At 50.3% G+C, this 13,815-nt stretch carries 7 protein-coding genes; 3 read left to right on the forward strand and 4 right to left on the reverse strand.

The window, feature by feature from the left end:
* Positions 1-101: 101 nt before the first annotated feature.
* The 3 genes from DEF47_RS00650 to DEF47_RS00660 all read right to left on the reverse strand — a co-directional run bounded on the left by DEF47_RS00650 (position 102) and on the right by DEF47_RS00660 (position 2,995).
* A complete protein-coding gene (locus tag DEF47_RS00650) occupies positions 102-1,553 on the reverse strand; it encodes an FAD-binding protein (protein ID WP_012192293.1) in 1,452 nt (483 codons plus the stop codon).
* 177 nt (positions 1,554-1,730) lie between these two features.
* Positions 1,731-2,426, reverse strand: a complete 696-nt coding sequence (locus tag DEF47_RS00655) for an STAS domain-containing protein (RefSeq protein ID WP_012192292.1) — start codon at positions 2,424-2,426, stop codon at positions 1,731-1,733.
* Between the two features lie 5 nt (positions 2,427-2,431).
* Positions 2,432-2,995: a hypothetical protein gene (locus DEF47_RS00660; RefSeq protein WP_041304955.1), complete on the reverse strand. Its 564-nt coding sequence runs from the start codon at positions 2,993-2,995 to the stop codon at positions 2,432-2,434.
* Positions 2,996-3,189: 194 nt separating this feature from the next.
* Between DEF47_RS00660 and DEF47_RS00665 the strand changes: the two genes are divergently transcribed.
* Together DEF47_RS00665 and DEF47_RS00670 are read left to right on the forward strand one after the other, a co-directional pair.
* Complete coding sequence (locus DEF47_RS00665; RefSeq protein WP_012192290.1) at positions 3,190-3,873, forward strand: class II aldolase/adducin family protein; 684 nt, start codon at positions 3,190-3,192, stop codon at positions 3,871-3,873.
* A 126-nt stretch (positions 3,874-3,999) separates the two neighbouring features.
* Complete coding sequence (locus tag DEF47_RS00670) at positions 4,000-8,442, forward strand: GAF domain-containing protein (protein ID WP_012192289.1); 4,443 nt, start codon at positions 4,000-4,002, stop codon at positions 8,440-8,442.
* Here the strand turns inward: DEF47_RS00670 and DEF47_RS00675 are convergent.
* Positions 8,439-10,871 carry an ATP-binding protein gene (locus DEF47_RS00675; RefSeq protein WP_012192288.1) on the reverse strand — a complete coding sequence of 811 codons (2,433 nt, stop codon included), beginning with the start codon at positions 10,869-10,871 and terminating at the stop codon, positions 8,439-8,441. The two genes, DEF47_RS00670 and DEF47_RS00675, sit on opposite strands and share 4 nt — an antisense overlap.
* A 621-nt stretch (positions 10,872-11,492) precedes the next feature.
* Between DEF47_RS00675 and DEF47_RS00680 the strand changes: the two genes are divergently transcribed.
* A complete protein-coding gene (locus DEF47_RS00680) occupies positions 11,493-13,760 on the forward strand; it encodes an ATP cone domain-containing protein (RefSeq protein ID WP_012192287.1) in 2,268 nt (755 codons plus the stop codon).
* Positions 13,761-13,815: the final 55 nt, after the last annotated feature.

Genomic DNA, 13,815 nt, shown 5'->3' on the forward strand with positions numbered 1-13,815 from the left:
CAAGTGCCTCCAGCCAATCGGCTATATCCTTCGTGGATCAATCACCAAACAAAAACGCCTATCGAGTAATTCGATAGGCGTTGGAAACCACGATCTTCGGCTTAGAATATGCCTTGGCCCCCACCAAGGATATTGCAAGGATCGTAGCGGTTCTTGGCGCGGCGGAAGTCGTTCCAGACATTGCCAAAGTGTTGCCGCCAGTCGTTTTGGTCGAACTCGATTGCCCCAATTGCGTAGCGGTTGCCACCAAGGTCGCGGTTGGTTTCAAACAACTCGCGATTGCTAGCCATCATGGCGTTGATCACCTCAGGAATATTTGGCGCGGTGCGCAAAATATCAAACAAGAAGACGATTTCGCCATCGGGTACGCGGAAGAATGGCTTGGTAAATTTGTTGGTCTTGACTGGATAGAGCAAGATTGGGCCTTGGCCAGTATCGTCGAGGGTCAAGGTTTCCAAGATATTGCCAACATATTGATTGACGTGGCGGCTCTTGACGAATACATCGAACCATGGGTGTGGCAAGAACCAAACACCGATTGAGCGTAAGAAGGCTTCGGTTGCTTCCAAGCGATTCAAGAACGCGAAATAGGTCGTATCCGAAATAACTTCTGTACCTTGGTTGTAGCTCAAATTACGCAACAAGCGGGTGTTGTTAGGCGTGTTGTTGGCTGAGAAATATTTGACTGCTTCGAGCATGAAGTTCCAGCCACCACCAGCCTTGGGTACGACTTGGCCTTCAACATAATCGAAGCGACCATCGCGAATCAAGCGGGTTTGATCGCCAGTAAAAGTTTCGATATCGTCATAGAACAGGTTGAAGACACGAGCATGGGTTTCGGCGCGAATCAATTTGAGCTTAGCCCGCACAATAATGGCAAATTGACCCAAGCCACCAAGCACCGATTCAAATAAATCTTTGTTGCGGTTTTTTGAACAGGTTTCTAAGTTACCTTCGCCGGTAACAACCGTCAATTCAATTACGTTGTCGATTTGCACACCATGTTGATGGCTGGCCCCGCCAATCCCGCCGACGCTCAATGTGCCACCGATTGATAGCTCAATATAATCGGTCATCACAGGTGGGGTTAGGCCTTCGGCCAAGGTGCTATCAAGCAGTTGATGCCATTTCAATCCAGCATCAGCAATGACATAATCGCGGCCAATTTCATGAATCGCGTTCATGGTACTCATATCGATCACCACCCCGCCTTGAATTTGGGGCTGACCATAGGTGGAGTGACCTTGACCACGACCTGAGATTTTAATATTGTTATTTTTGGCAAAGCGAACGAGGCGCACAATATCATTGACTGAGCCAGGTTTGAGCACAGCATTGGGAGTACGGTGAATAATATGACCGTAATCATCGGCTGCTTCGGCGCGGGTGGCGGCATCGGTGTACAACACACCATCGAACGTTGGGAAATTTGGCGCGAGTTGCTCGGCGGCGTGGGCTGAAGTGACCCACGAACTAGTAGCACGGTCAAAACCAACTACCACAGCACCTGCAACGAGACTTTTCAAGAATGTACGGCGGCTAAGTTGCGTCATAACGTCCCTCGTTTTCGGTTAAAAAAGACTGACCGCAAATTCACCACCTATTAGCTATGACGTAGGGCTGGAATGAGGTGTCAAGTGTGAATCTGCGAGTCAGCTTTTGCATCTGTCCTGACTGCATATACTGTATTAGATGTCAGTACTAGGCTCAATAGGCCAATAGTCTATGCTTTACATAGGCTGAATACGGTACTTGAGGGTACGCAGGGCTGTCGAGAGCGCTTCTTGTAAATCGCTGGTGGTTTGAAAAATCGAAAGATCAATTCCAAGGCTTACGACAACTTGGGCAACATCAGGGGTCATGCCACATAAAATAACGCCAGCACCAAGCAAATTACACGATTGCGCTGCCCGAATCAGCACATTGGCCACTTGGGTATCAATTAATGAAACCGCCGTAATATCCAAAATCACGACACTCGCTCGCGTGCGCACGACATGCTCCAACAAGAGCGCAATCATGCGTTGAGCGCGATTGCTATCGATTGCACCGATCAATGGCATCAACACCACGTTGGTAAAAATATTAAGAATCGGGGTTGAAATTTCATCGATCGTATACAGCAGTCGTTCTTCGGTTTCGCGGGCTGCCTTCAACTCGGCTAGCCGAGCTTCAAGCTCCGCCAGGTGTTTTTGATCCTGTTCGCGGGAGAGCGCAAGCTCTTTGCTGACTCGATTGACCATATTGGCCAAAATTCCGAGTTCATCGCGACGATCAAGCACAAGATGTTCAGCAGCCTCGCCTTGAATAACTTTGCGCAACGTACTGCCAATCGTGCGAATTAGCGCCCGATCTTCACGTGAAAGTCGTGATTGGTTGGTCGATGCTGGAGGCGTTGGTTGCTCTGGGCGCTCTGGTTGATCCATAGGATTTATTTCCAAGAAACATGTAACTCGCAGAAGGCATCGCCATTGCGGATACACTTAGAATGGTTCATTTGAACATCGCGGGCATCGAAGCACTCCAGCGCTCCTTGCATTGCCCCTTGTTCAAACATACAATTGTAGGGTTGTTCCATTTCAATGATTGCGGTTTTATCGCCAGTCATGCGGGTGCGCCATTCGCCACCATCGCCACGAGTTGCATACACCCACATCATTGGAATGGTTGTAATCACATCTTCGGGCTTTTGAATGCCAACTGCCCGAAATTGGGTTTCCATCGAATAATAGATGTTCTTGCCAACATCGACCACCAAGGCTGGATCTTGATCTTCGAAGCTGTTGAGCATGGTTTCTAATAGTTGGCCATGATACCATGCCTCAGGATCAATCTCATCCAAGACATCGAGCATCTCTGGTGAACAATGTTCGGAGGCGGTTGTTGAAATTAATAAGAAAATACCACCTTGCGTTAATGGCGGGCCACTCCGATCTTGACCAGGATCAGCATACACAGTCAGGTCAAATGGTGCGTGTCGTTCAAAACGATACATAGGGTGCCTTTCAGTTGCAATGGGGGTGAGAGCCTGAACATTGCCATTATACGCGTTCTTGCAGCATTTCCTGAACTGAATTTTAGCCATTTATTAGTTATGTTTTCCTATTTTTTTGCTAGTACGGGTGAGCTTTTAGGTGTTATATCAGGGGATATAGGCCGTTTTAGTCCACCTTTGGGGGGATTTTTTCCATGAATTCTGACTACGAGTTACAATCTCGCCATGAGATGGTGCAAATTGGCCGCTGGCTCTATGAACGCGGCTGGACTCCTTCGTATAGCGGCAATTTTTCGGTATTGCTCGATCAACAACGCATTTTGACCACACCCACGGGCTATTGCAAAGGTCTGCTTCAGCCTGACGATTTAATTATCGTTGATCGTCAGGGAGTCCCGCTCGACCCACAGACCCCCTTACCTTCGAGTGAATTGTTGATGCACTTGGCGGTCTATGCGGTGCGCCCCGATGTTCGCGCTTGTGTCCATGCTCATCCACCACGAACGATAGCTTGTAGTATTGCTGGTATCGAGCTGACCCAGCCACTTTTAGAGGATATTATTCTGACCTTGGGCAAAATTCCAACTGTGCCTTATGCTCGCACTGGTACAGCAGCGCTGGGCGAGGCAATCAAGCCGTTTATTTGTGATCACGATGCGGTGGTGTTAGACCACCATGGTTCGTTGACCGTTGCTAGTAGCCTGACCAAAGCTTTTCACCGAACTGAGCAGGTTGAACAAGCCGCTACAATTATTTCGACGGCGCTGAGCATAGGCAGCTTGCAACCCTTGGCTCCTGAACACGTAGCGGATTTGTTGGCGGCACGGCGTGCTTGTGGTGGTAATCCAAAGGCTGAGCCTACGATCAGCAATGGTTAACCATGGAGTTAGCCCATGTGACCCCAAGCAGATTAGGCTGTTGGTACTAGCTTTGCTATTGGCATCGGTTGATCTGCATGCTATTTTGTGCTATGTTTGCGCTGATAAAACTGCTGCGGTTCCACTATGACCCAACGTACTCGTAAACCCACGCTGAAAAATCGGGTGGAAGCCCTCGAGGCTGAACGCCATCAAACCCAACGTGCTCTCGATGCGCTCTATCGCATTGGGCTAGCTTGTCGTGGGCAGCAAGATTCGTTCGAGTTGTTGCGCACCATTTATCAAGAATTGCAGACAGTTTGGAATTTTGATGCCTGTTTTATTGCCCTCTCCGACCAATACGACGATAGCGCGTATCGTATCGCGATGTTGGCCGATGAGGGCGTGATTGAATTTAGTGAGCATGATCCAATTGGCCCATTGACTGGCTATCTGATTCGCCAACGTCAGCCCTTGCTCTTTCGTGATTTGGCGATTGAACGTGAGACGATTGGCTTACCGCGCCTTTTGCAATTTGGCAGCGATAAGCTTTCGCGCGGCTGGATGGGCGTACCATTAGTTATTGGTACTTCGGCCTTGGGCGTGATTTCGCTGCAAAGTTACACCGTTGGCGCATTCGATGAGACAGATCTTGATCTGTTGACCCGGATTGCTAATTCGATGGCAGTGGCGCTGGAAAATGCCCTGCTCTCGCATCGTCAGGCTGAATTAACTGGCTCGTTGGAACGTCAAATCGAGCTGCGTAACGCCGATCTATTTGTGATCAGTGATATTGCGGCGATGTTGACTCAGCAATTGCCATTGACTGAGATGTTTGGCCTAGCGCTCGATTTTATGCTGGAGTTGATGCATCTCAACGCTGGCGTGGTGTGTTCGCTGAGCGGGAGCGAGCTTCAGCCAATTGTTCAGCGTGGCATGCAACATGGCAGCCTGCCTGAATCGTTTGCGCCGCTTGATTCAATTTTTGGGGTTGCGATTAGTAGCAATTCGGCGATTGTCGATAATCATACTCACTCCAAATATTGGCAAATGGCACAACTCAGCCATCTCGGCACAACCCTCGCCATCCCTTTGCGCCGCCATGAAACCGTGATCGGTGTCTTGATGGTTGGCCAAACTGAGCAACGCGCCTTCAAAACTGAAGAAGTTGAGTTGTTGCAAGTGGTCAGCAATCAATTGGCTTTGGCCTTGGAGCATGGCAATATTTTGGCCCAACAACGTCGCCAAATTGCTGAACTAGAGGCCTTGAGTGCGATCAGTACGGCAACCGTTCGAGCGCTCAATCTCTCAACCTTGTTGCATCAATTAAATGATGCAATTCGCTCGTTCTTGCCAGTCGATGTGTTTTATATGGCGATTTACGACCCTGAGCGCCAATTATTGACTGATAGCATTGCGATTGAGGATGAGAATGAGGCGACTTACCTGAGCGAAGAGGCGATGCCGCGCAAAGGTTCGTTTACCGATTGGGTGCTGAGCAAATGTGAACCATTGTTTTTGCGCCATGTTTCACGCGATATTCGCCATTACCCAACCATTATTCGGCGCACGATCAAAGGTTCGCCCTCGGAAAGTTGGCTGGGCGTGCCAATGCTCGATGCCAATCGCCGTCCTTTGGGCGTGATCGCCATTCAAAATTATCGCCCCTATGCCTTCAGCGATCGCGATCGCTTTTTTATGCAATCGGTCGCCAGCCAAGTTAGCTTACATGTGTTGAATGTGCAGTTGTATCAGCAGCGCGAACGCCAATTGGCTGAACTGAATGCCTTGCAACGGATCAGTAGTTTGCTCGGCTCAACCCTCGAAATTGAGGCCATGCTGCGGGCAATCGATGCTGTGCTCACTGAATTTTTGCATATTGATGGCTTTTTTGTGATGCTCAATCATCCCCAAAGCCACATGGTCGAGGCGGTCTATGCCTTGAATCGCGAGGGCGAGGGTGATTTTCGTTGGATGATCGGCCTGATTCCGCCCGAGCACACACCAACGTGGGAAGTGTTGCACACTCGCAAGCCGTTGCGCTTTGGTGATATTTCACAAGAAACCTCGACTGAGGTTGCCCCCGAAGATAACGAAGTGCGTATTTCGTCGGATCGAACGAAGGCTTGGCTGGGCGTGCCGCTCAACGATCAAACAACCAATGTGATTGGGCTGATTGCGATTCAAAGTTTTCAAGCCAATGTGTTTAGCAATCGCGATGAGCAATTTATGGCGCAGGTCGGCCAACAACTGACTTTAGCAATTCAAAATGCGCGGCTGTTTGCGCAACGCGAACGTCAATTGGCCGAACTCAATACCTTGAAATTGGTTGGCGAATTGCTTAATCGCACCATGGATATCCACGAAATGTTCCGTGGCTTGAATCCATTATTGACTTCGTTTCTCAAAATCGATGGCTTTTATATCTTATTAAACAACCCCCAAACGTATGTGATCGAAGATTTATGCGTGGTTGAGCGTGGCGAGTTGCTCGATTATGGCTCGATGATCGGTACATCGCTGCCGCTCAATACACCGACAGCCTGGATTTTGCGCAATGGTAAAGCGCTGCGTTTCAACAATACAATTACCGATATTCCCAAACTGTATCCCGAGTTGAAAACGGTGCAGGTCAATGATGAAGTCGCCTTGTCGTGGCTTGGCACACCCTTGATCAACCACCGTGGCGAGGTTTTGGGCGCGATCACCACGCAATCGATGAATGCTAGCCATTTCAGCGAGAGCGATGAGCAATTTATGCTGCAAGTGGCGCATCAATTGGGCTTGGCAATTCAAAATGCTCGTTCATTTGCCCAACGCGAGCGCCAGTTGGCTGAGCTTGATGCCCAACAAGGCATCACCCAATTGGTCACTTCGACCCTTGATTTATATGAAATGCTACGCTCGATGGATTTGGTGTTGCGTAGTTTTCTGAATGCCGATGCCTTCCAAGTGGTGATTGGCAACGCTGATCGGGTGGAAACGGCGGTAGTTTTAGAAGAAGGCAAGGAAGTTGAAACGGCGGTGATTGGCCATCCTTTGCCCGAAGGCTCACTGACGCGCTGGACCTATCTGCATGTCAAGCCGCTGCGCATGAACGATATTTATCGCGATTGGGCGCTCTATCCCGATTTGCAGGAGCCGCCGGTTCCGACCAACTCTGGGTTTATGCACTCGTGGCTGAGCGTCCCGCTGATCGCCTCGGATCAGCCGTTGGGTGTGCTAGCAGTGCGGGCAACGCGACCAGCGGCCTTTGGCCCAAGTGATGAGCAATTTTTGTTTAATGTCGGTCGCCAGCTGGCGCTGAGTGTGCGCAATGCCCGCTTGTATGCGGCTGAACAAACTGCCCACCGCACTGCCGAAACTATGCGCGAAATTGCCCGCGTGCTCAACACCACCTTCAATCCCGATGAAGTGCTCGATTTGATTTTGCGTGAATTGCGCAAGGTAATCACCTTTGACTCAACCTCGGTCATGCTCCCATCGAATAATTTGCTGCGGATTGTTGCGCGGCAAGCCCAAGATGAGCAGTTGGCGGTCGAATGGCGCGAATTGACCTTCCCGCTTGATCAGACCAGTGGTGCGGGACGGGTGATGTTGAGCGGTCAGCCGTTGGTGGTTCCCGATACCGTCAGCGATCCGCAATGGACGCGCTCGCCGATGCCAAGTGTGGTGCGCTCGTGGATTGGCGTGCCGTTGATCAGCAAGGGCGTGGTACTCGGCGTGCTGAATATTAATTCGTTACAACCCAACGCCTTTACCCAAAGTGATACTGATTTGGCGATGACCTTCGCCAACCAAGCAGCAACAGCGCTTGAGCATGCGCGGCTCTACCAAGAATCAGTTACGCGGGTTGAGCAAGAACTAGAAATTGCCCGCCAAATTCAGAGCAACTTGTTTCCACGTAGCTTGCCTGTGGCCCAAGGCGTGGAGTTGGCGGCCTTGTGTTTGCCAGCCCGCGAAACTGGCGGCGATTTCTACGAGGTAACCGAGTTGCGTGATGGTCGCTGGGCTTTGATGGTTGGCGATGCTTCGGGCAAGAGCATTCCTGGGGCAATGTTGATGGCGGTGGCACGTTCGATTGTGCGCTCGGAAGCATGGGATCACGAGATACCGCAAATTGTGATGCAGGAAACCAATCGCTGGGTAACCATGGATATTCCACGACATACTTTTGTGGCCTTAGCCTATGCAACCTTTGATACGCTTGATTATAGTTTGGCCTTGGCGAATGCTGGCCAACTCGACCCGATTATTCGCCGCGCTAATGGCGATTTGGAATATGCGACCGCGCCAGGCCCACACTTTCCGCTGGGCATTATGGCCAACACACCCTATGAAACGGCCAGCTATCAGCTTGAACCCAACGATATGGTGCTGTTCTACACCGATGGTGTGGTTGAATCGAAAAATACCAGCGGCGAGATGTGGGGCTTCGATCGCTTCGAGACCTTGCTGCGCGAACACGATCATAGCCTGACCAGCGCTGAATGGGTGAATTTAGTGATCGACGAAATTAATCAATTTATCGGCGATCACCCGCAACACGACGATATTACCCTGGTGGCGCTCAAAGTTGCTGGCGCTTAATTATGATGTGGCATGGTGATGGTAAAAATCGTGCCTGTTGTTGAATTACTGACCACGCCAATTTCCCCTTCGTGAGCTTCAACTGCTAATTTGCAAAAATACAAACCCAAGCCCGTGCTACGTTGGCGGGTATGATTCTGCTCATTCAAAATCGTAAAGCGATCAAATAACGATGCTTGCAACGCTTCGGGGATGCCGGGGCCGTTATCAGCTACTTGGAAGGTAATTTGGCTATCAGCTTGGTAGGCAATTAATTTAATTTCAGTTTGAATTGGCGTATGCTTGATTGCGTTTGATAGCAAATTGCTCAACACCCGCCGCATCAAATCGCCATCGATCGTCGCGTACAACTCAGGGTCGGCCTGAATCGAGATAATTTTGGCCTCTTGCTCAGCCCATGAACGCAACTCATTGGCCACATTATGCAAGAGCGGAGCGATTGGCACATGCTCACGGTTGATGCTCATATGGCCTTCCTGCAACCGCGCTGTATCCAACAAATCGGAAACTAAGCCTACCAATGTGCGTGATGAACGCCGAGCGCCCTCGACCAATTCGCGTTGGCTCTCTGGCAGTGCTTGGCGACGCAACAAATCAAGATAATTAATAATTACGGTCAGCGGATTTTTGAGATCGTGCACAACCATCTGATTCATCTGTTCGCGCAGTTGCTCACTGCGTTGCAATTGTTGATGCTCAGTTTGCAGAGCACTATACAAGCGACTATTGGTAATACCTGTGGCAAGATGCGCCGCAACCGATTGCAACACGCCCTCACTGCGGGCATCGATAGCTTGATCGGCATTCAATTGCAGAAATAAAATTCCAATTAACTGAGTATGGTGTTGTAATGGAACCAAGTAGGCTGGTTGTAGATTGACCGCCAAAGGCTTGAGCGGCCCGGTTAGAGCGCTGATATAGGGCAAATCGGTGACTGTCAGCCATTCCATTGGAAATGCGCTGAGCGGCAGGCTCAGGCTCTGGTGCGATGGCTCACCTTTGATCAAATAGTGTTGAGCCTGAATTTGCAACTGCTCAGCCTCAAGCAAGCCAACTGCGGCCAAGGCTGGCTGCAACATATTTGCCAAGCTGGCGATGACCCGACTGATCAAGGCATCGGCTTCGAGTTCAAGCGTCACCGTATGGCTAATATCGACCAAGGCTTGCAAACGGCGACCCTGCTCACGATCCTGCTCGACCAAGCCTACGGCATGCTGCAATAAATCAAGCTGATCTTCGGCGAGGGCAAAGCGTTGGCTCAGCTCACGGCGTAAATGTTGGCTCGCTGTGCGGTCGCCTGCCTCAAAGGCATTCAACAATTGGCTCATGGCATTTTGAAAGCCTGCTTGTTGGCGTTGCAGAGTGCTATTGAGCAACAAACCCTCAACCGCGCTGGTCAATGAGCCAGTTCGTTCAACCCCGCGAATTACGCCATAGGTAATTGTGCCAATCGCCGCCAGCAACAAAACGTGATAGCTCCAAAACGAAAGCTGCCAAAGCTCGCCATACAACGCAGCCAAGGCCGTTTCCGCCAAGAGAATCGCCGCAATCACAAAGGTTGCGAGTGGCAGGGTTGGAGTTTCACGCCATTGTTTACCATAAAACCAAGCCGTCCAGCCAAAGAGCGCCACGGTTAGCCAAACCACAAACGGAAAGATTGTTGGGGCCAAACTACGCATTTGGCTATGCAGGGAATGCGGGTTGGTGGCGCTGGTTGGTTGCGGTGTGCCCAGTGGCGCGGCAATACTCTCATCGTCGCCATAGCCATAATCATATGTATCGCCATACTTTGATTGGCTGCTTTGGGTTGGCTGGGTGGTTGCGACTGACGTAGGATCAGCTTCATCGCCATACCCATACTCATCGCCATATTCGTCGTAGCCATTTTGACTAACTTGGCCAGCTTGGGTCGTTGGGGCTTGAATTGCTGGCATCACGGTAGTGGGAATATATACCAACATCAACCCAGCATAGGCCAGCCAGAGGCCGCTGCCAAGCGCCAACCAACGCCCCCACCAGCGAATCAAACCCTCGGCAAGCCGCTGGCTCATGCTCAAGGCAAAAATGATGGCCGCCACCAACAGCGCCAACGGGGTTGACCACTGGGTTGCGACCGAGGTATTTTCAAACATCACGCCAGGCGTGGCGATCGCATGAATAAGAAACATCAGCGACATGGCCAAAAAGCCAAAACCAAGCATTAATGCTCGGCCATCGCGTCGCACCAAGGCTGCCCGAATTACTAGGCCAATCATCAAAAGACCAACCAGCAAGGCACTAGTAACAATCCAAAAATGGCCAGCTGGCGATTGAATCCGCAGATCGAGCGCAGGAAACAGCCGCAGGATAATCAGCAGAATTGGGCCTAACGCCAGCCCGCCGATCAAACTCCATGCAATTGTTGGTTTGGGCTTGTTTGCTTGCGCCATACACATACCTTGTCTAAAATCGCTAGGCCTATTATAGAGCCAAACCCTAGCGGTGGTACATTACATTTAAATGATGATAGTCCAAATCCCACAAATGGTTTCACCCCTAGGGGGGATTTTGCCCAATTTAGGATTCTCTCATCTTGGTAAAAATTGGTTTGCGGGCCTGTTCATACCTTGTGGATAAGCAAGTTTTGCACCGTTATAATCTGCTAAATAGCCAACGATGAGACCTCGTTTTTTAGCCGCACTTTCCATAAAAAATACTACATCTAGTGTTGACAGCTAAAAAAACATACTATATATTGGATTGCATCAAACTCCGTTGAACACATTCAACCACCTTTAAAATATGCACTTACCTATGCGTTATTAGTTGTAACGCATATTTTTCGAGTTTGTACAGTAAGTCGGGCTGCTAGGCTCTACTTGCTGTTTTTTAATGGGAAGGCTCACTCTCTAGGTATTCATGGTTGCCCCAATGCAACCAAATTAAATCGATTGCTCTGCGCCTCTGCGTTAAAGCTAATTTAAATCTTGCTATCAACGGGAACAATCACATTTTGATTGCACCCTTAATTTTTTGTTGTCTTTATTTTGGATGTTTGAAAGGACTTGGTTATGACGGAACAGGTCACGTTGACCCCGCTCGATGACCGCCAAGTAGCGCCGCCAACCACAATCATCAAGCGTGATGGTCGTGAGGTGACGTTTGATGTGGCGCGGATTGAACGCGCTTTGACCCGCTGTTTTGCTGGTTTAGGCCGTCAACCGCATACCACCGTTGCCGAATTGGCTCAGCGCGTGGTCAATATTTTGGCTGCCAAATATACCACGACTCCAACCGTCGAGGCCGTGCAAGATACGGTTGAGGTGATGTTGCAAGCTGCTGGCGAGTTTGAAGCTGCCAAGAGCTATATTCTCTATCGCGCCGAGCATGCCAAAAAGCGAGAGCAACGCCCTGTCCCAGAAGCAATTCGCCATGCGTTTGCCGAATCTGATCAATATTTTCCCTCGCCATTGCAAAAATTCCAATTCTTCGATAAATACTCGCGCTTCGATTACGATTTAGGTCGCCGCGAAACTTGGATCGAAACAGTCGATCGCTCGGTTAATTTCTTGCGCGAAATTTCCGACAATAAACTTGATGATGCCGATTACAACCGCGTGCGCCAAGCTATTCTCGAAATGCGGGCGATGCCTTCGATGCGCTTGTTGGCGATGGCGGGGCCGGCTGCCCGCCGCAACAATATTGCCATCTATAACTGCTCGTATTTACCAGTTGATAGCATCGACTCATTTGTTGAAGCGTTGATTATTTCGATGAGCGGTTGTGGCGTGGGTTTCTCAGTCGAACATAAGTACATCGAGCAATTCCCTCGGGTCAAGCGTCAATCTGGCGCACCAGCTACCCAATATGTGGTCGAAGATTCGGCTGAGGGCTGGGCTGACGCACTGCGCTTTGGCTTAGAAACCTGGTTCGCTGGCAATGATGTAACCTTTGATCTTTCGCAATTACGGCCTGCTGGCGCTCCCTTGCGGATCAAAGGTGGCCGTGCTTCTGGGCCTGAACCGTTCCGCCAAATGCTCGATTTTGCCCGCTCACGGATTTTGGCTCGTCAAGGCTCGTTCCTACGCTCAATCGATGCCCACGACATTATGTGCTCGGTTGGCAATGCAGCGGTCAGCGGCGGCGTGCGACGCACAGCAATGATCAGTCTGTTCGATTATGATGATCACGATATGCTGACCGCCAAAGATGGCGATTTCGACCGCGAAAATAGCCAACGCTGGAACGCCAACAACTCAGCAGTTTGGCCAGCAAGTGGCTTGACCCAACTCGAAATTATTGAGCAAGTCTTGGCGATGGTTAAATCTGGTCGCGGCGAACCAGGGATCTTCAATCGCCAAAGCGCGATCGATATGCGCCCAAGCCGCCGTAAGCCCGCCGAATTTGGCACGAATCCATGCGGCGAAATTATTCTGCGGCCTTACCAGTTTTGTAATTTGACGGCAGCGGTCGCCCGCGCCGACGATACCTTTGAAACCTTGCGCGAAAAAGTCGAGGTAGCCACGATTATCGGCACAATCCAATCGATGGCGACCCACTTCCCAGGCTTGCGACCTCAGTGGTCGGAAAACTGCCAAGAAGAACGCTTGCTTGGCGTAGATATCACTGGCCAAATGGATAGCAAAGTCGCACAAGATCCCGAGGTTCAGCGCCGTTTGCTGGAAATTGCGGTCGAAGTCAACCGCGAGTATGCCGAAAAGTTGGGCATTAATCAATCGGTATCGATCACCTGTGTTAAGCCAAGTGGCAATAGCAGCCAACTGCTTGATTGTGCTTCGGGCTTGCACTCACGTTGGGCACCTTATTACATTCGCAACGTGCGGGTCAGCACCCACTCGCCAATTTACAAAGTGCTGCGTGATGCAGGCGTGCCGATGGACCCTGAAAATGGCCAAACCCGTGATGATGCCACGACTTGGGTGGTGCACTTCCCAGTCAAAGCACCCGAAAATGCCATCACGCGCAACAGCCGTGGGGCGATTGAGCAATGTAACTATTGGTTGCAAAACAAACTCAATTGGACTGAGCACAATCCATCGGTGACGATTACCTACAAGCCCGATGAAGTCATGGAAGTCATGAAATGGATTTGGGAAAACCGCGAGGTGATTGGTGGGATGGCCTTCTTGCCATCGTTTGATGCCAATTATGCCCAAATGCCGTATGTGGAGATTGGCCGCGAAGAATACGAAAAACTGGCGGCAGAATTCCCGCCAATCGACTTCTCGAAAGTCTATCGCTACGAAGAAGAAGATTTGACCACGGCAGCCCAAGAATTGGCCTGTATGTCAGGCGCTTGCGAAATCGATTTCTTGTAAATTGAATATTCTACCGCTAGAAACAATGAAGGTCGGGATTCCCCGACCTTCATTG

The organism is Herpetosiphon sp. (assembly GCF_003512625.1).
GTDB classification, from domain to species: domain Bacteria; phylum Chloroflexota; class Chloroflexia; order Chloroflexales; family Herpetosiphonaceae; genus Herpetosiphon; species Herpetosiphon aurantiacus.